The sequence below is a fragment of the Azospirillum sp. A1-3 genome, from assembly GCF_023806445.1.
Taxonomy (GTDB): domain Bacteria; phylum Pseudomonadota; class Alphaproteobacteria; order Azospirillales; family Azospirillaceae; genus Azospirillum.
On the sequence record NZ_JAMSLU010000001.1, the window covers coordinates 1 to 18970 of the forward strand.

General features: G+C 68.7%; 15 protein-coding genes. 7 read left to right on the forward strand and 8 right to left on the reverse strand.

The features are described 5' to 3' along the window. The 4 genes from dnaA to M5E06_RS00020 form a co-directional block, all read left to right on the forward strand. The coding region (gene dnaA, locus M5E06_RS00005; protein ID WP_252136700.1) for a chromosomal replication initiator protein DnaA at positions 1-1548 on the forward strand (1548 nt) is incomplete at its 5' end. A gap of 140 nt (positions 1549-1688) precedes the next feature. Continuing rightward, a complete protein-coding gene (locus M5E06_RS35805; RefSeq protein ID WP_252136701.1) occupies positions 1689-2615 on the forward strand; it encodes a GGDEF domain-containing protein in 927 nt (308 codons plus the stop codon). 151 nt (positions 2616-2766) lie between these two features. After that, entirely contained in the window at positions 2767-3966 is a 1200-nt protein-coding gene (locus M5E06_RS00015) for an extracellular solute-binding protein (protein ID WP_252136702.1), read from the forward strand. A 19-nt stretch (positions 3967-3985) separates the two neighbouring features. Continuing rightward, positions 3986-5038: an ABC transporter ATP-binding protein gene (locus tag M5E06_RS00020; protein ID WP_252136703.1), complete on the forward strand. Its 1053-nt coding sequence runs from the start codon at positions 3986-3988 to the stop codon at positions 5036-5038. Positions 5039-5109: 71 nt separating this feature from the next. Here the strand turns inward: M5E06_RS00020 and M5E06_RS00025 are convergent, their stop codons facing one another. The 4 genes from M5E06_RS00025 to M5E06_RS00040 all read right to left on the reverse strand — a co-directional run bounded on the left by M5E06_RS00025 (position 5110) and on the right by M5E06_RS00040 (position 10257). After that, positions 5110-6180 carry a Tim44 domain-containing protein gene (locus M5E06_RS00025; protein WP_252136704.1) on the reverse strand — a complete coding sequence of 357 codons (1071 nt, stop codon included), beginning with the start codon at positions 6178-6180 and terminating at the stop codon, positions 5110-5112. 114 nt (positions 6181-6294) lie between these two features. Then, positions 6295-6702 (reverse strand): RNA-binding S4 domain-containing protein, encoded by a 408-nt coding sequence (locus M5E06_RS00030; RefSeq protein WP_252136705.1) that lies wholly within the window; start codon positions 6700-6702, stop codon positions 6295-6297. A 171-nt stretch (positions 6703-6873) separates the two neighbouring features. After that, positions 6874-9414 carry a helicase-related protein gene (locus tag M5E06_RS00035; RefSeq protein WP_252136706.1) on the reverse strand — a complete coding sequence of 847 codons (2541 nt, stop codon included), beginning with the start codon at positions 9412-9414 and terminating at the stop codon, positions 6874-6876. Between the two features lie 189 nt (positions 9415-9603). After that, positions 9604-10257 carry a Spy/CpxP family protein refolding chaperone gene (locus M5E06_RS00040; RefSeq protein ID WP_252136707.1) on the reverse strand — a complete coding sequence of 218 codons (654 nt, stop codon included), beginning with the start codon at positions 10255-10257 and terminating at the stop codon, positions 9604-9606. 255 nt (positions 10258-10512) lie between these two features. Here M5E06_RS00040 and M5E06_RS00045 point away from each other — a divergent pair, with 255 nt between their 5' ends. Then, a complete protein-coding gene (locus M5E06_RS00045) occupies positions 10513-11256 on the forward strand; it encodes a response regulator (protein WP_252136708.1) in 744 nt (247 codons plus the stop codon). After that, entirely contained in the window at positions 11253-12713 is a 1461-nt protein-coding gene (locus tag M5E06_RS00050; RefSeq protein WP_353654309.1) for an ATP-binding protein, read from the forward strand. The genes M5E06_RS00045 and M5E06_RS00050 overlap by 4 nt, the downstream gene beginning before the upstream one ends. Positions 12714-12786: 73 nt before the next feature. On the opposite strand, the gene ahcY is transcribed toward M5E06_RS00050, so the two are convergent. Continuing rightward, positions 12787-14085, reverse strand: a complete 1299-nt coding sequence (gene ahcY, locus M5E06_RS00055; protein WP_136704957.1) for an adenosylhomocysteinase — start codon at positions 14083-14085, stop codon at positions 12787-12789. A 226-nt stretch (positions 14086-14311) separates the two neighbouring features. Between ahcY and M5E06_RS00060 the strand changes: the two genes are divergently transcribed. After that, complete coding sequence (locus tag M5E06_RS00060) at positions 14312-15403, forward strand: PA0069 family radical SAM protein (RefSeq protein WP_252136709.1); 1092 nt, start codon at positions 14312-14314, stop codon at positions 15401-15403. A 206-nt stretch (positions 15404-15609) separates the two neighbouring features. Here M5E06_RS00060 and M5E06_RS00065 read toward each other — a convergent pair whose 3' ends face one another. The 3 genes from M5E06_RS00065 to M5E06_RS00075 form a co-directional block, all read right to left on the reverse strand. Further along, complete coding sequence (locus M5E06_RS00065; protein ID WP_252136710.1) at positions 15610-15837, reverse strand: hypothetical protein; 228 nt, start codon at positions 15835-15837, stop codon at positions 15610-15612. A 105-nt stretch (positions 15838-15942) separates the two neighbouring features. Continuing rightward, on the reverse strand, positions 15943-17226 hold the full coding sequence (locus M5E06_RS00070) for an MFS transporter (RefSeq protein WP_252136711.1): 1284 nt from the start codon (positions 17224-17226) through the stop codon (positions 15943-15945). A 6-nt stretch (positions 17227-17232) separates the two neighbouring features. Further along, a complete protein-coding gene (locus M5E06_RS00075; RefSeq protein WP_252136712.1) occupies positions 17233-18891 on the reverse strand; it encodes a tetratricopeptide repeat protein in 1659 nt (552 codons plus the stop codon). Positions 18892-18970: the final 79 nt, after the last annotated feature.

The window sequence follows — 18970 nt, forward strand, 5'->3', positions numbered from 1 at the left end:
ATGTCGGTCGGCGTGTCGTTGGATCAGCAGTGGGCGCGCATTCGCGGACGCCTGAAGGAAGAGGTGGGCGAGATCGCCTACCGGAGCTGGCTTCAGCCGCTGTCCGTCGCCAGCCTGGTCGGCGGCGAGGTGTGCATCGTCGTGCCCACGCGCTTCATGCGCGACTGGGTGCTGACCCACTATGCCGACCGCATCCGCGCCCTCTGGTCCGGCGAGAATCCGGAAGTCCAGTCGATCGACGTCATCGTCGCCTCCACCAACCCGCCGGCGGCGCTGGTCGCCGACAACGACGACCGTGATGACGGCCGGGACGGGGGCCGTGATGGGGGCCGCGACGATGGTCGCGCCGCTTCGGCCCAGCGCGGCTTCGACTCGCGTGCCGGCGATTCCCGCCCGGCTCCCCGTCCGCTGCCGCCGTCCTCCGCCGAACCGGCGCCGTCGACCGTCTACACCTCCGCCTCCTACGGCGGGGCGTCGGACGAATCGCCGAACGCCGTCCCCGCGATTCTGGAGGACCGCTCCGACCTGTCGGCGGCGTTAGATCCGCGATTCACCTTCGAGAATTTCGTCGTCGGCAAGCCGAACGAGCTGGCCCATGCCGCCGCCCGCCGCGTCGCCGACGCCACCACCGTGACCTTCAACCCGCTGTTCCTCTATGGCGGGGTGGGGTTGGGCAAGACCCACCTGATGCACGCGCTGGCCTGGCAGATCCGCAAGAACGACCCGAACCGCAAGGTGCTGTACCTCTCGGCCGAGAAGTTCATGTACCAGTTCATCCGGGCGTTGCGCTTCAAGGACACGATGGCCTTCAAGCAGCAATTCCGCTCGGTCGACGTGCTGATGATCGACGACGTTCAGTTCATCAGTGGCAAGGACTCCACGCAGGAGGAGTTCTTCCACACCTTCAACGCGCTGGTCGACCAGAACCGGCAGGTCATCATCTCCGCCGACAAGAGTCCGTCCGACCTGGAAGGCATGGAGGAGCGGCTGCGCTCCCGCCTCGGCTGGGGGCTGGTTGCCGACATCCACCCGACCACCTACGAACTGCGGCTGGGCATCCTCCAGGCCAAGGCCGACGCGCTCCAGGCCAGCATCCCGCTGAAGGTGCTGGAGTTCCTCGCCCACAAGATCACGTCCAACGTGCGCGAGCTGGAAGGGGCGCTGAACCGCATCGTCGCCCATGCCGAGCTGGTCGGCCGTTCCATCTCGCTGGAGACAACGCAGGAGGTTCTGCACGACCTGCTGCGCGCCAACGACCGCCGCGTCACCATCGACGAGATCCAGAAGCGGGTGGCGGAGCATTACAACATCCGCGTCGCCGACATGCATTCCGCCCGCCGCGCCCGCGCGGTGGCCCGCCCGCGCCAGATCGCCATGTATCTGGCCAAGCAGCTGACCGCCCGCTCCCTGCCGGAGATCGGCCGCAAGTTCGGCGGTCGCGACCACACCACGGTCATGCATGCGGTGAAGAAGGTGGACGAGTTGCGCGCCACCGATCCGTCCTTCGCCGAGGATGTCGAACTGCTGCGGCGCATGCTCGAAAGCTGAAGTTCGTTCGACCCGCCAATTAATCGCTCAAGAAACCACCTAATCAACCGCGACGTGTCGCCACGCCGCTATCCCATCACGACGGGAAGTTTGCTAAGGTCCGCGCGCACGGAATCTTTGCGGACGGCGTGGGTGTTGTGGTGGAAACGAATATTCTTGTCGTCGATGATTCCAATTTCTTTCGCGACCTGATCCGGACAGATCTGGAAAGCAACGGTTACCGTGTGTTGCTTGCGGAGGATGGGGCGCAGGCGCTGTCGCTCTACCGCAGCCACGACATCCACATCCTCATCACCGATCTGGAAATGCCGGTGATGACCGGGCTGGAGCTGTGCTGGCATGTCCGGGCGGAGGACGACCAGCACCGCACCTTCACCATCCTGATGACCGGCGACACCGAGACGGCCCGGCGGATCGAGGCCTTCGATTCCGGCGCCGACGAGTTCCTGGCCAAGCCGATCGACCTGTCGATGCTGCGCGCCCGCGTCCGCGCCGGAGAGCGCATCACCCGCATGCACCGGGTGATGGTGGAGATGCTGCACACCGATTACCTGACCGGCGTGCTGAACCGCCGTTATTTCATGGAGCAGCTGGAACAGGCCTACCGCGCCGCGAAGGAGACCGGCTCGCCGCTGGCGGTGGCGATGTTCGACATCGACCATTTCAAGACGATCAACGACACCCACGGCCACAGCAACGGCGACCTCGCGCTGAAACGCTTCGCCGACCATTGCGCCGCCCAACTGCCCGACGGCGGCTTCCTCGGCCGGCTGGGCGGGGAAGAGTTCTGCCTGTGCCTGCCCGCCGCCGACCTGGATGCAGTGCTGGCGCGGGTGGAGGCGATCCGCAGCTCCACCGCGGAGTTGATGGTGGAGACCGGCAGCGGGTCCAGCTTCGGCTTCACCGTCAGCATCGGCATGTGCCTGGACCAGGACACCGACTCGGTCAACGCCCTGATGGCCCAGGCCGACGAGGCGCTCTATTTCGCCAAGCGCAGCGGCCGCAACCGCACCGTCCTGCGCGGCGCCGAAGGCGTGACAGTGAAGGCGCGCTTCTACGTGATGTGACGGCTCTATGAAGTTTGGCGGAGCTTCATCTTCCCCCATGGACGGACGGCTTTTGTCTCAGGCACACTTTCCGCCTTAAACGGGGCTGCGCGAAGCCGCCGCCGCGGGAACCTGACAAAACGCCATCCAAGAGCCAGGGAGACCGGACGTCATGTCCCAGACTGATCTAATGGGGATCGATCACGCCCAGACCGAGTCCCAGCGGTCCAGCGCCGAGACCCAGCGCGCCGCCAAGAGCTTCACCCGCCGCCTGCTGCTGCAAAGTGCCGCTGCCGCCGCCGGTGTCGCCTCGGTCGGCCCCTTCATCCTGCGCGAGGGCCGCGCGGCGTCGGGTTCGGTGAAGATCTTCTCCTGGGCCGGCTACATCAGCCCGGACATGCTGGCCGATTTCGAGAAGAAGACCGGCGTCAAGGCGACCCTGACCGAATACGGCACCAACGACGAGCTGCTGAACCAGCTGAAGGCCACCGGCGGCGCCGGCTTCGACATCATCCACCCCACCGTCGACCGCGTGCCGAACTATGTCGAATACGAGCTGGTGCAGCCGCTCGACGAATCGAAGGTGAAGTGGGACGGCTGCCTGAAGTCGTCGGTCGAGGGTTCCGCCGGCATGGGCGGCGTCGTCGGCGGCAAGCGCTACCTCGCCCCGGCCGACTGGGGGACGGAGGCGCTGGCCTACGACATGAAGAAGGCGCCGCTGACCTACGGAACCGCCAGCTACGGCGACCTGTGGGCGCCGGCCAATGCCGGCAAGGTGACGGTGCGCGGCCATTCGGCGCTGATCGGCATCGCGCTGTGGCTGGAAAGCCAGGGCAAGCTGCCGCACCCCGTCCGCGACCAGTTCAAGGACGAGGCGAAGGCGCGCGCCAACTTCGACGCCATCCTGAAGGTGGCCGCCGCCAACAAGAAGTCGGTCGCCCAGTTCTGGACCAACGAGAACGAGGCCCAGGGCGCCTTCCGCACCAACGGCTGCGTCATCGGCCAGACCTGGGACAGCAGCGCCGTGGCCCTGCGCAAGGAAGGCCTGCCGGTCCGCTTCGTCGCGCCGAAGGAAGGCGCGCTCGCCTGGATGGAAGGATTCGCCATCCCGAAGAAGGCGGAGAACCTGGAGAACGCCTATGCCTGGATCAACTGGTTCTACACGCCCCAGGCCGGCGCGCTCTACACCAACCATTCCGGCATCTCCAGCACCGCGGTCGGCGCCGAGGCCCACCTGACCGACCTGAACAAGCAGTTCTTCGCCGACGCCTATCCGGGCGACGCGCTGCAGAAGCTGTGGTGGTGGCCGATCCAGGAGGCGTGGTACGTCTCGATCCGCAACGAGTACCAGGACCGCTTCCTGGCGGCGTGACCCGCAGACAGAAGAGGCCATGAGCCAAGACGTCCAACTCGACCACGTCACCATGCGGTTCGGCGACACCGTCGCCGTCCGCGACGTATCGTTGACCATCGGGGCGGGGGAGTTCTTCAGCTTCCTCGGGCCCTCCGGCTGCGGCAAGACCACCATCCTGCGCATGATCTCCGGCTTCATGGAGCCGACCGACGGCGTCATCCGCATCGGCGGCCGGGACATGCGCGGCATCGGCCCGAACAAGCGGCCGACCGCGCTGATCTTCCAGAACCTGGCCCTGTTCCCGCTGATGACGGTGGCGGACAACATCGGCTTCGGGCTGGAGGTGCGCGGCGTGCCCTCGGCCGACCGCCGCCGCCGCGTCCGCGAACTGCTGGAGCTGGTGGCGCTGCCCGATACCGCGGACAAGCGGGTGACCGACCTGTCCGGCGGCCAGCGCCAGCGCATCGCCATCGCCCGCGCGCTGGCGGTGGAGCCGGCGGTGCTGCTGCTCGACGAGCCGCTTTCCGCGCTCGATCTCAAGCTGCGCCAGCACATGCGCGCCGAGCTGCGCGAGTTGCAGAAGCGCACCGGCGTCACCTTCATCTACATCACCCACGACCAGGGCGAGGCCCTGACCATGTCCGACCGCATCGGCGTGATGTCGCGCGGCGTGCTGGAGCAGGTGGGCGACGGCAAGACCATCTACGACCATCCGGAAACCGCCTTCGTCGCGTCCTTCGTCGGCGAGTCGAACCGTTTTTCCGGTTCGGTCACCCAGGCGGCGGATGGCTGGGCGATGCTCGACACCGCCTTCGGCCCTCTGCGCGGGCGCAACCCGCGCGGGCTGTCGGCTGGAGACCGTGCCACCCTCTATGTCCGGCCGGAACGTCTGGCGCCGGGCGACAGCGACAACAGCCTGACCGCCCGCGTCAGCCACAGCGACTTCGAGGGCGCCTTCGTCAATGCCTTCCTCGACGGCGGCCTGACCGTGCAGATGCCGCATCTGGGCCAGGAGCCCGCCTTCGTTCCCGGCGAAACCGTGCGGTTGGGCTTCCGGGCTGCCGACGCAGTGGTGCTGCCGACGGCATAAGCCGCCTTCAACGCAAACGAAAACGCCCCGGCCAACCGGCCGGGGCGTTTCGCATTGGGAAGACCGAGTCGTCAGTGCGTCTGCTGGATCGCCGACAGCTGCCACTGGCCGCCGCGGGGGCGGACGAAGGTCCACAGCTCCGTCGCCTCGGTCGGCTGCGAGGCGTTGCCCTCGATCACCCGGCCGCTGGCGCGGTCCACCGTGACGTCGATCAGCGAGAAGCGCATGGCGACGGTGGCGTATTCCTGTGCCCCTTCGCGCCAGCCCTCGGCCAGATCGCCCTGCAGCAGGCGGACGTCGCTGACCTTGTTGACCACGCCGCGGTTGCGGTTCTCCGCCAGATCGTCGCCGAAGTAGGCGAACATCTCCGGCGTCGTCGCCGCGCGCAGCGCGTCGGCATCCTCGCGCCCGTAGGCGGTCTGGACGGTGACGAGCAGCCGCTCGAACGCCTCGAAGTCGGCCGGCTGGATGCCGATCTCGTCAGCCGCCTGACGGCGCTGGGCCGGGCCGGCGTTGCCGCCACCCATACCACCAACCGGGCCACCAACCGGGTTATAGCCGACATCCGCCGAGTCGCGATTCAGCGGACCACCGGCATAAGCCGGCCGGTTCCCGCCCAGCGGACCGCCGGACGCCGCGGTGTTGGCAGTCTGCGAGCGGTTGCGGAAGAAGCGCATGGCGAGCCGGACCAGGAAGACGACCAGCAGGATCTGCAGGATGAAGCCCAGGATGCCGCCGAAGCTGCCCAAACCGTCGAAGAAGCCGCCGCCGAACAGCATCGCGCCGATGCCGGCGCCGATCAGGCCGCCCATCAGGCCCGACATGAAGCCGCCGCCGAAGAAGCCGCGCGACGGCGCCGCCGCCGGGGCGGTGGAACCGGGGCGCTGCATGCCCGGAGAGGCCTGCGGAGCGGCCGAGCGCTCCATCGGCGACACCGCGCTCGGCGCGGTGCTGGTGGCGGCCGGCGCGTCATAGGTGCGGCTGCCGCGGCTGCCCGAAGAGCTGCTCTTGCCGGCGCGGGCGTCGGCGGTGCCGGCGGCCAGCGCCATCACCAGGGCAACCGCCACCGCCGTGGCAGCGCGGGCGCCCCGCATTCCGGTGGAGGTGGCGGAAAGGCTCGAAGGTCGGGTCTTCTCGCTCATGATCGTGCTCGCTTGTCGCATCTGGTCTGTTGTCCAGCTTTGCCAGATGGGGGTGGTCCCGCCTCCGTTTAAGAGGCGGTCTCACTTTTTTCGAGCAACAATCAGAACGGCCGCTTAATCGGTCTCACTTTGAAGGGCATCGATCGCCCGGCGGTCGCGCTTGGTCGGCCGCCCGGCGCCCGGCGCGCGGTAAGGGTCCTGCAAGCGCTCTTCCGGAACCGGCGGGGCGAGATCCTCGTACAGCGCCTGGGCTTCCGGCGCCGGCCCGCGCCGGCTTCCCAGCGCCACCACCTTGATGACGCGGATATGTCGTCCCTGGGCGAAGGTCAGCACATCGCCCGGCTTCACCGCCGCATGCGCCTTGGTCACCACCGCCCCCGACAGTCGCACGCCCCCATCGTTGCACAGCTTGGCGGCGAGGCTGCGCGTCTTGAAGAAGCGCGCATACCAAAGCCACTTGTCGATCCGCAGCCGACCGGGGGTGGAGTCTTCGGTGTCGGTGTTGCCGGCGGTGTTGCTCATGGGCGTTTCCGTGTGTTGATCTCGTTCATGATTTGTGGGGTCGTCATGCCCCCTCCCCAACCCTCCCCCGCTTTGCGGGAGAGGGAGCACGCCCCAAAACGGCGGCAGTCCCCTCTCCCACCGAATGGTGGGGGAGGGTTAGGGAGGGGGCACCCGTCGCCACCCCCCCCCTCACATCCTCGACAGTTGCCGCAGCTTGGCGAATGGGTGGTCCTCGTTCGTCGGCCGCTCGCGCCGCTGTCGGTTCCCCTGCTGCTGCCTGGGTGGCCGCTTCCGCTTCCAGGTCACCGCCCCATCCTCGGCGACGATCCGCACATAGCCCAGCCCGGTCAGCACCACCCCCAGCTCCTCCGCCGACAGGCCGACGCGCTGGCCGAGCGCCACTTCGCGGATTGGGGCGTTGGCCTTGGACGCGGTCAGCAACTCCGTCTCCAGCCGGTCGAGCATATCGACGCGCAGTGCCCGCCCGCCGGCCAGCGGATAGCCGATGGCTTCCCAGAAGGCCGGCGGCGCGCCACCCTCCCGCACAGGCGGTGCCTCCACCGACACGCGGCCGGGCGGCGGGATCGGCACCGGCAGCGAATGCCCTTGCGCCACCGCCCACAGCAGCCCGCGCAATGTCACCGCCGCCGGCTTGGCCAGCGCCGTCAGATAGAGGTGCGACACTCCCAGCCGGACGCCCAGCTTGGTCAGCGCCTTGCGGTCCTCGCGCTCCAGCCGCTCGACCATGTCGGCGACCGGCGCCCGCGGCAGCACCCCCAGTCCCTCGACCAGTTGGAAGACCAGCCCACGCCCCGCTCCCGACAGCCCTTCGGCGGTGGACAGCGCGAACAGTGGCTTCAGCCGGGCGGCGATGTGGTCCTTCAGCCAGCGGTCCAGCCGCGCCCGCACCCGTTCGCGCTGGGCCTGATCCAGCATGCCTTCGTCGAACGGCACCACCAGCGGCGCCAGCACCGACGGCCCGGCCGCCAGCCGCGCCACCGGCAGATTGTCGGCGCTCAGCACCCCGTCCGGCCCCAGCGTGAAGACATCGTCCGGCTCCGCCTCGAAGGCGCGCAGCCGCTTGGCAAGTTCATCCCGCAGCGCGCGGCGGGCAGCCGTCAGCAGCGACTTCGCCTCGTCGGAGCGGTCAGGCGCGTCGGGGACGAAGCGGAAGCCCTCCAGCCGACCGACGACATGCCCCTCCACCACCACCTCGCCGTCGGCGCGCACCCCGCCCAGCAGCGACCGCCCGTCCTTCAGCGTCCGCGACAGCGTGGCGGAGCGGCGGTCGATGAAGCGCTGCGTCAGCCGCTCGTGCAGGGCGTCGGACAGCCGGTCCTCGATGGAGCGGGTGCGTTCCTGCCAGTGCAGCGGGTCCTTCAGCCAGGTCGGCCGGTTGGAGATGTAGGTCCAGGTGCGGATGTGGGCGATGCGGGCGACCAGCGCGTCGATGTCGCCCTCGGTCCGGTCGAGCCGGGCGATCTGCTTCGCCACCCAGTCGTCGTCCAGCCGGCGCAGCGGTCCGCGCAGGCTGCGGAAGACCTGGGCCAGCAGCTTGGTGTGGGCATCCGACAGCACCTTACGGAAGTCGGGGACCTGACAGACCTCCCACAGCAGCTTCACGGCATCCCGGCCGCGCGCGAGGTCCATGATCTCCGGATCGCGCACCAGCGCCTGCAGCGCTAGATGGTCGTCGGCCTCGCGCACGCGGGACAGCTCATTGATCGGCGCCCGTTCCTCCAGCGACTTCAACAGGAAGCCCGGCGTGTCGAAGCGCAGGTCGCTGTTGCGCCAGGACAGCGTCTTGACCGTCTCGAACTCGTGGTTCTCGACGCGGTTGACCAGATCGGCGTCCAGCTCCCCCACCTCGTCGGTGGTGCCGAAGGTGCCGTCGCGCATGTGGCGCCCGGCGCGGCCGGCGATCTGCGCCACCTCGGCGGGGCGCAGGCGGCGGGGGGCGAAGCCGTCGAACTTGACAATGCGGGCGAAGGCGACATGGTCGACATCCATGTTCAGCCCCATGCCGATGGCGTCGGTCGCCACCAGATAGTCCACCTCGCCGGCCTGATAGAGCCCGACCTGCGCGTTGCGCGTGCGCGGGCTGAGCGCCCCCAGCACCACGGCGGTGCCGCCGCGCTGGCGCCGGATCATCTCGGCGATGGCGTAGACGTCGGTGGCGGAAAAGGCGACGACGGCCGAGCGCGGCGGCAGGCGCGTCAGCTTCTTGTAGCCGGCGTAGGTCAGTTGGGAGAAGCGCGGCCGGCTGATGAACTCCGCCTTCGGCACCAGCCGGCGGATCATCGGCTGCATCGAATCGGACCCCAGCACCATCGTCTCGACCATGCCGCGGGCGTTCAGCAGCCGGTCGGTGAAGATGTGGCCGCGCTCGGGATCGGCGCAGAGCTGGATTTCGTCCACCGCCAGGAAATCGACGGCGCGGTCCAGCGGCATCGATTCGACGGTGCAGACCCAATAGGACGGGTTGGGGGGCAGGATCTTCTCCTCCCCCGTCACCAGCGCGACGGCGTTCTTTCCCTTGATCGAGACGATGCGGTCGTAATTCTCCCGCGCCAGCAGGCGCAGGGGAAAGCCGATCATTCCGGACCGGTGACCGAGCATGCGCTCGATCGCCAGATAGGTCTTGCCGGTGTTGGTCGGCCCCAGCACGGCGACCACACGGCCCCCCCGCCCGAGACCGCCGCCCGCCGAAGCGTGAGAGGCCGAAGCCATCGACGAAATCATGGGGTTAAGCTTTGGGGTGCGCAGGCCCGCAATGCAAGCGGCGGCTTGTCTTTATGGCCTACTCTCCCTCTCCCAAAAACGACAAGGGCCGCCGAAGGGGGATTCGGCGGCCCATGGTCTCACGGCGGCTGCGTTGGGGGGCTTGGGGTCGCCGCCGGGAGCCTGTCTGTTACGTCCTTACTTGGGCTGCTCCTGCGGAGCCGGCGCCGGACCCTTTCCCGGAGCCATGCCGCCCGGACCCATCATACCGCCCGGTCCCATGCCGTGATGGCGCGGGCCGTCATGGTCCCAGCCGCCCATATGACCATCCATGTGCCCACCCATATGGCCGCCATGATGACCGCCCATCCGGCCACCCATGCCGCCCGGACCCTGGTTCAGCATGCGGTCGGCCTGCTTCTGCTGGTCGGGCGTCAGCTGGCCATAGAGGTCGGTCAGCGCCGGGCGAATGGTCTGGATCTGCTGCAGGTGGGCCTGCATCATCTGCTCGGCGCGCTCAAGGCGCTGGGGCAGGGCTGCGGGGCGCGGCTGGTCCTTGAACTTGACGCACAGGTCCTGCGTCGGCTTCAGGCTGGAGCGGGCGGCGTCGGCGAACTTGGTCCAGGCGGCGCGCTGCTGCTCGGTGATGTTCAGCTTCTTTTCCGCATAGGCCAGCTTGCCGGCCAGACGGGCCTCCTGGTCCTCGCACATGCGGGCGAAGTGGCGGTCGGGTCCGCCGGCGCCCGGACCCATGCCGGGACCGCCGGGCTGCGGGCCACCCTGGGCGAAGACCGGAACGGCCACGCCGAGACCGGCGACCAGCAGGGCGGACGTCAGAAGGGCGCGTTTCATGGTGACAACTCCTCAGTGTTTGGACCGTGGGTCACGGTGCTGATTAAACCCCGGATGGAGGGGGCTTATTCCGTTGGGACCTTGCCGGCCGCATCGCCGGCGCTGTCCCGATGACCAGACAATGGGCGCCGAACGTTGCGGTCGAATGTCCGCAAACCGGTCATTTGGTAACAGAGTGTAACCGCCGGCCGCCCCGTAACCGGGCGTTACATATTTCCCCTTCACCCCCGACGCGCCTCGCCCGATCATGGGGCCATGGACCGCACGCCCCACCTCCTCGTCGTCGACGACGACCGCGAAATCCGCTCCCTCGTCGCCCAGTTCCTGACCAAGCACGGCTTCCGGGTCACCGGGGTCAGGGACGGGGCGGAGATGATGCGCACGCTCGACGGCGCCCGCGTCGACCTGATCGTCCTCGACCTGATGCTGCCGGGGGAGGACGGGCTGTCGCTCTGCCGCCGGCTGCGCGCCACGCCGCAGACGGCGCAGACCCCCGTCATCATGCTGACCGCCATGGGGGAGGAGACCGACCGCATCGTCGGGCTGGAGATGGGCGCCGACGACTACCTGGCGAAGCCTTTCAGCCCGCGCGAGCTGCTGGCCCGCATCAAGGCGGTGCTGCGCCGCGTCTCCGCCCCGCCGGTGGCGGGCGCCCCGGCGGCGGCCGGCACGGTGCTGCGCTTCGAAGGCTGGTCGCTCGACCTGACCAAGCGGGAACTGCGCTCGCCCGACGGCGTGCTGGTCCAGCTGTCGGCCGGGGAGTACGACCTGCTGGTCGCCTTCGTCGAGCATCCGCAGCGGGTGCTGACCCGCGACCAGCTTCTCGATCTGGCGCGCGGCCGCTCGGCCGTGCCCTTCGACCGCTCCATCGATGTGCAGGTCAGCCGGCTGCGCCGCAAGATCGAACCCGATCCGGCAGAGCCGGCGCTGATCAAGACGGTGCGCGGCGGCGGCTATCTCTTCACCCCGACCGTCACCAGCGGCGGATCGGCATCGTGACCGCGCAGCCGGAAGAGATGACGGCGAAATCCCGGCTAGCCCGCCGTCGCAGCCTGCGCCGCCTGCGTCTCGGCTTCCCGGACAGCCTCGCCGCGCGCATCGCCCTGACGGTGGTGCTGGCGCTGCTGCTGACTCAGGCGATCAGCGCGCTGGTTTACCTGACCGACCGCAGCGAGGGGCCGCCGATCCACGGCCCCAACGTGCTGATCCAGCGCATCACCGCCATCGTCCAGTTGGTGGAGAGCACGCCGCCGCCGGGCCGCGAGCGGGTGGTGCGCGCCATTGACGATCCGGTCCTGCGCGTCGAATGGCGCCCCGACCGCCCGCCGCCGCTGTCACCCGACGCCGTTTCCAGCGGTCGGTTCGAGGGACTGAAGCGCCGGCTGGGCGAGTCCCTTGACACCGCCGACCGCAACATCCTGGTCGAGGTCCAGCGCCCGCCCCGTGGCGAGGTCCGTGGCAATGACCATTCGCATCCCCCTTTCATGGGCGGCGACGAGCCGCGGCGCTGGGGGCCGCATGTCCGGCTGTCGGTGCGGCTCGGCGACGGGTCGTGGCTCAGCTTCACCGGCGGCGATCCGCTGGCCGGTCCCTTCGGCATCGTCCGCTTCCTGCTGTGGATGGGCGCGATCGCCGCGGTGATCCTGCTGGTGTCGCTGCTGGCCGCCCGCCGGGTGACGGCGCCGCTGGCCGGCTTCGCCGCCGCCGCCGAACGGCTAAGCGTCGACGGTCAGGCCGATCCCCTGCCGGAGGAGGGGCCGCGCGAGCTGCGCGCCGCCACCCGCGCCTTCAACCGGATGCAGGCGCGGCTCGCCCGCTTCGTCGCCGACCGCACCCAGATGCTGGCGGCGATCAGCCACGACCTGCGCACGCCGATCACCCGCCTACGCCTCCGCGCCGAGCTGGTCGACGATCCGGAGATGCAGCGGCGGATGCTGGCCGACCTGGACGAGATGGAGGCGATGATCTCCGCCACGCTGGCCTTTGCCCGCGACGACGCCCAGCGCGAGCCGCGCGGCCGCTTCGACCTCGCCGACCTGCTGCAGAGCCTGTGCGACGACCGTGTCGATGCCGGCCACCGCGCCCTCTACGACGGCCCGGCCCATGTGGTGGCGGAAGGCCGCCCGGTGGCGCTGCGCCGGGCGCTGGCCAACCTGATGGACAACGCCATCAAGTATGGCGGCGGCTTCACCGTCCGGCTGGAGACCGGCGCCGACGGCGCCAACGCTCAAGCGCTCATCCACATCGACGATGACGGCCCCGGTATCCCGGAAGCGGAGTTCGAGAAGGTCTTCGCCCCCTTCTACCGGTTGGAGCGCTCCCGCTCCCGCGATACCGGCGGCGTCGGCCTGGGCCTGTCGACCGCCCGTAGCATCATCCGCGGCCATGGTGGCGACGTGACCCTGGCGAACCGCGACGAGGGCGGGTTGCGCGCGACGGTGACGCTGCCACTCTGATCTCCCAGGTAACGCAAAGAAAAAGGGCCGCCCCGACGGGACGGCCCTTCTTTCTCAATCAACCAGCAACCGCTTAGTAGCGGTAGTGGTCCGGCTTGTACGGGCCGGCGGCGTTGACGCCGATGTATTCGGCCTGCTTGTCGCTGAGGACGGTCAGCTTGGCGCCGATCTTTTCCAGATGCAGGCGGGCCACCTTCTCGTCCAGGTGCTTGGGCAGGACGTAGACCTTGTTCTCGTAGTTGGCGGCGTTGGTCCACAGCTCGATCTGGGCCAGCACCTGGTTGGTGAAGCTGGCGCTCATCACGAAGCTGGGGTGGCCGGTGGCGCAGCCCAGGTTGACCAGACGGCCCTGGGCCAGGACGATCAGGCGCTTGCCGTCGGGGAACACGACCTCGTCGACCTGCGGCTTGACCTCTTCCCAGACCAGATTGCGCAGGGCGTCGATCTGGATCTCGCTGTCGAAGTGGCCGATGTTGCAGACGATGGCGCGGTCCTTCATGGCCCGCATGTGGTCGAGCGTGATGACGTCGACGTTGCCGGTCGCCGTGACGAAGATGTCGCCCAGCGGAGCGGCCTCGTCCATGGTGATGACCTGATAGCCTTCCATCGCGGCCTGGAGCGCGTTGATCGGGTCGATCTCCGTCACCATGACGCGGGCGCCCTGCGAACGCAGCGAGGCGGCCGAGCCCTTGCCCACGTCGCCATAGCCGGCGACCACGGCGACCTTGCCGGCGACCATGACGTCGGTGGCGCGCTTGATGCCGTCGACCAGCGACTCGCGGCAGCCATAGAGGTTGTCGAACTTCGACTTGGTGACGCTGTCGTTCACGTTGATGGCCGGAACCTTCAGCGTGCCCTTCTTCATCATCTCATAGAGACGGTGGACGCCGGTGGTGGTCTCTTCCGACAGGCCGCGGACGTCGTTCAGCATCTCCGGATACTTGTCGTGCATGATCTGGGTGACGTCGCCGCCATCGTCGAGGATCATGTTCGGGGTCCAGCCGTCCGGACCGCGCAGGGTCTGCTCGATGCACCACCAGAACTCCTCCTCCGTCTCGCCCTTCCAGGCGAAGACCGGGATGCCGGCGGCGGCGATGGCGGCGGCGGCCTGGTCCTGGGTCGAGAAGATGTTGCAGGACGACCAGCGCACGGTGGCGCCGAGCGCGGTCAGCGTCTCGATCAGCACGGCGGTCTGGATGGTCATGTGCAGGCAGCCGACGATGCGGGCACCGGCCAGCGGCTTGGAGTCGCCGAATTCCGACCGCAGGGCCATCAGGCCCGGCATCTCGGTCTCGGCGATGGTGATCTCCTTGCGGCCCCAGTTCGCGAGGCTGATGTCCTTGACCTTGTAGTCCGTGAATTCGGCGGCCATGAGGGATGACTCCTGGTGGGCAGTGGTGATTCGGGCCGGCCGGTTCGAATCCCCGGCCTTGCCGCTGTAATTTGCCAAGGGTGTATCAGCGGTATCGGAACCATGCAAGCATAAAGATATCTTTATGTTTGTTGGGTAGGGTGATGGAAAGACCGGTGATCGAAAGACCGGCCGCACCCCTTTCTGTTCGCTTTACGTTCTTGTCTGCCGCGGCTAAGCTGCGGGCATGGACGAGATACGGCGATCCCCGATCAAGGGCCGCGGCGCGGTCAGCAACGCCACCGGGCGGTTCGAGCGCGAGACCCGCGTCCTCACCGACGACGGCTGGACCGGCTATGCCGAGGGCGGGAACGAGGCGCTGTCCGATCCGGTCCGCACCACCGTCTCGCCGGCATCGGCCAAGTCGATCATCACCAGCAACCAGTCGCCCGACATCCCCTTTGACCGGTCGGTGAATCCGTATCAGGGGTGCGAGCACGCCTGCATCTACTGCTTCGCCCGGCCGACCCATGCCTATCTCGGCCTGTCGCCCGGATTGGATTTCGAGACCAAGCTGTTCGCCAAGCGCAACGCGGCGGAGTTGCTGGCGAAGGAGCTGCGGGCGAAATCCTATGACTGCCGGCCGCTGGCGCTGGGGGCCAACACCGATCCCTACCAGCCCATCGAACGGACGGAGGGCATCACCCGGCGGGTGCTGGAGGTCTGCCGCGACTTCAAGCAGCCGGTCAGCATCATCACCAAATCGGCGCTGGTGCTGCGCGATCTGGACATCCTGGCGCCGATGGCGGCGGAAGGGCTGGCGTCGGTCGCGCTCTCCGTCACCACGCTGGACCGAGACCTCGCCCGCGTGATGGAGCCGCGGGCCAGCACGCCGCCGCGCCGGCTGGAGGCTATCCGCGCTCTGTCGGAGGCCGGTGTGCCGGTGGCGGTCCTCGCCAGCCCGATGATCCCGGCCCTGAACGACCATGAGCTGGAGGCGATCCTGGAGGCGGCGTCCGGCGCCGGGGCGAGCGCCGCCAGCTATATCCTGTTGCGCCTGCCGCTGGAGATCGCCGGTCTGTTCGAGGAATGGCTGCGCGTCCACGCGCCCAACCGCGCCGACCGCGTGCTGAGCCTGATGCGGCAGAGCCGCGACGGCGCGCTCTACCGCTCCGGATTCGGCACGCGGATGAAGGGCACCGGCCCTTATGCCGAGTTGCTGCGCCATCGCTTTAAGCTGGCCTGCCGCAAGCATGGGCTGGGCGATCGGAGCTGGCAGCTCGACTGCAGCCGCTTCCGGGTGCCGCCGGCCGCGGGGGATCAGCTGTCGCTGCTGTGAGGGGCGGGGGATGGAACAGGGGGCCTGGGGAGGTCGCGGCGTCCGGGGCAACATTTCCACGGATGTCACGGATTTAGACACGGATTTTTTGATCTTGCGGACGCGCCGGCTTGCCCCGAATGCTGAGGCTCAGGGACGCCACATCCGTGAAATCCGTGTCGATCTTGCCCACCATCTCCGCGGCTTCCCGCACGGAGGGAATGTCGTCAGGACCGGCTCTTGCCCCAGGGCGGCAGCGGGTCGGCGGTCTTCCGCCCGGAGGACGACAGCGCCGACAGCGGAAGGCGGCCGGTCGCCAGCATCGCCATCACCAGCGCCGGATGAGTGGGAGCAGCGGCGGCGGTGTCGTGGTCGGTCTGCCCGGTCTCGGCCGGTTCGTCGTTCAGCGCCTCGTTGATGCGGGCGAAGGCTTCGATGTCTTTTATGTGCAGCATGGTCCGTGCCCCTCGGCTTCGACATTTGTGCGTCGCAGCAAAAACGAAGGTAACAGCTCTGCCCTCGAATGGTCTCACGTGCGGCGCTTTGACGCGGCCCTTTTTCTAACGGGCCGGTTCGCGAACGGCCAGCATAAGCCCGAAGCCGATGACGAAGAAAGCCAGAACCGTCGCCATGCCGGCGCGCTGGCTGTCGAAGGCCTGGGTCGCCAGCCCGAACAGCAGCGGCCCGAAGAAACCGACGAAGCGGCCGGTCAGGCCATAGAGCCCGAACATCTCGCCCGACATGCCGGGCGGGGCCAGCCGCGCCATCATCGACCGTCCGGCCGCCTGCGCCGGTCCGAAGAACAGCCCCAGCCCCAGCGCGAAGACCCAGAACCACAGCCGGTCGGTCGCCAGCAGCAGCGGCAGGCCGCACAAACCCATGCCGGCCAGGGCGATCAGGATCACCGGCTTGGCACCCAGCCAGTCGTCCATCCAGGCGAAGCCGATGGCCCCGGCCCCCGCCACCACGTTGAGCGCGATGGCGAAGACCAGGATCTCCTCGAAGCTCATGCCGAAGGTGCCGGCGGCGAAGATGCCGCCGAACATGGTGATGGTGTTGATGCCGTCGCGGTAGAAGGCGCTGGCGACCAGGAAACGCGCCACCTCGCGGTAACGCCGGACCTGACGCAGCGTGGCGACCAGCGTCGCCACCCCCTCGCGCGCCGCCCGCAGCAGACCGTGGCCGGTGGACGGCTCGTCGGGCACCCACAGGAAATAGGGCAGCGCGAACAGCCCGTACCAGGCGGCGGCCAGCAGAGCGGTGGCGCGGACATTGGCCTGCGGCCCCCAGTCGGCCCACTCCATCCCGAACAGGCCGAACAGCGGGGCCGGCGCCTTGACGAAGCCGACCAGCGCCAGGACGAGGCAGGCCAGCCCGCCGAAATAGCCGATGCCCCAGCCCCAGCCCGACACCCGGCCGAACAGCCGCTCCGGCACCAGCCCCGGCAGGGTGGCATTGTAGAAGACGTTGGCCAACTCGAACGCCACGGTGGCGATGACCACGCAGGCGAGCGCGAAGGCGGCGTCGGCCGGATCGGGACGCACCCACCAGAGGGCGGCGGTGAACAGGACGGTGACCAGCGTGAACAGCGCCATCCACGGCTTGCGCCGCCCGGCCCGGTCGGCGATGGCGCCCAGCAGCGGGCTGAGCGCCGCGATGGCGACGCCGGCCACGGTCATGGCGGCACTCCACCGCGCCGTGCCCTCGACGGGATCGCCGACGACGCCGCGGGCGAAATAGACCGCGAAGACGAAGGTGGTGATGATGGTGTTATAGGCCGAATTCGCCCAGTCGTAGAGACACCAGGAGGCGATGGCGCGGCGGGAAGGGGTGGCTTCGGTCACGCCCGCTTACCCCTGCTTGCCCCCCGCCAGCCCGTCCACCCCGAAGGAGATCTGGTTGTTGTCGTAGCGGGCGATGATGCGCAGGCGGTCGCCGGCCGACAGCGCGATCGGCTTTTCCAGGAAGGTCATCGCCTGCTTCCAGTGGTTGGTGCGGGCGCGGCTTTCCGACTTGTAGACCACCTCGTCGTCCATGAAGAGGTCGAACCAGAAGGCGACGCCGTGGCAGGTGCCGGCGGTGACGATGGTCACGTCGATCACCCGCTCGCCCTCCTCCGGCATGTTGCGGGTGAAGTCGAAGTCCAGCGCGGTGAAGGGCTTGGACAGCGGGGTGTGGGCGTCGGCGCCGAGGTCGATCTGCTGATAGCCGGGGGAGCGGAAGACGTCGAAGCTGCCCATGTCGAAACCGTCGATGGTCTCCACCGGATTGATGCGGGCCAGCTCCGGCGTCTCCACCAGCATGGCGTAGACGGTGGAGGCGCGCGGGATGATGGCGCCGCCCGGCTTCACCAGATGGGTGCGGGCGTGCTGCAACACCGACAGCATGCGCGGGGCCAGCATACCGATGTTGATGAGTTCGGAGACGAAGACGTCGGCCTTCTCCGGCAGGTCGCCGCCGTCGCCCACCGTCAGCTGGGTGGACAGGCGCGGCACCACGTCGATGCGGCCGGCAAAGCCGTTGCGCGCCACGGTTTCCTTGGCGACGCGGGCAAGGATCGGGTTGACCTCGCAGGTCACCACCTTCTTGGCGCCGGCGCGGGCCGCCATCATGGCGACGATGCCGGAGCCGGTGCCGATCTCCAGCACCAGCGAATCGGGCTTCACCGCCCGTTCCAGCGACTGCTTGTAGGCCTCGTTCCGCTCGAAATCGTTGATCATCGGCAGGTGCCAGCCGGGCACCGCGTTCGAATAGATCAGCCGGCGGGTGAACTTCACCATCGGGTGGTCGGGCGCCTGTTCGCGCGCCGCCTCGATCACCTCGATGGCCTCGGCCGCGCGGTCCAGGCTCTGCAGCACATGGGCGAGGCCGACCTGGGCGGGGACGAAGCGCGGGGCGGCGGCGAGCACGGTGCGGAACTCCGCCTCGGCCTCCGCCAGCCGGCCGCGGGTGGAGAGAAGCTCCGCCAGGCTGTAATGGACGTCGAGATAGTCGGGGGCCTGCTCCAGCGCGGTGCGGAAATGCCGTTCCGCCTCTTCCAGATCGCCCAGCTCGCGCAGGGTGGCGGCGAGGAAATGGTGCATCTCCGGCGCTTGCGCCCGCAGGTCGAGCGCGGTGCGGAAGCAGTCCGCCGCCTCCTCCAGCCGGCTTTGCGCCTTCAGCGCGTTGCCGAGGTTGCCGTGCAGTTCGGGCAGGCGCGGGTTGATGGCGAGGCCGGCGCGGAACGACTCCTCCGCCTCCGCCGGGCGGGCCTGCTGGAAGAGCAGGCTGCCGCGGCTGTTGTGGAAGGACGGGTCGTTGCCGTTCTCCGCGATGGCCTGGGCGAACAGGGCCAGCGCGTTTTCCGGATGATCGGTGTGGGCGGCGACCAGCCCCAGCAGATGCAGCGCCTGGGCATTGTGCGGATCCGTCGCCAGGATCGCCCGGCAGTCCTGTTCCGCCCCCGCCAGATCGTTGCTGCGGAAACGCTTGGCCGCGTCGAGCAGGGTCGGGGCGGGGGTGTCGGTCATCGCGGCGGCTCCAGGGTCGACGGGAACACGAAAAGATCGCCGCACCATACCGGGAATTGCCGCCCCGCTACAGCCTTTC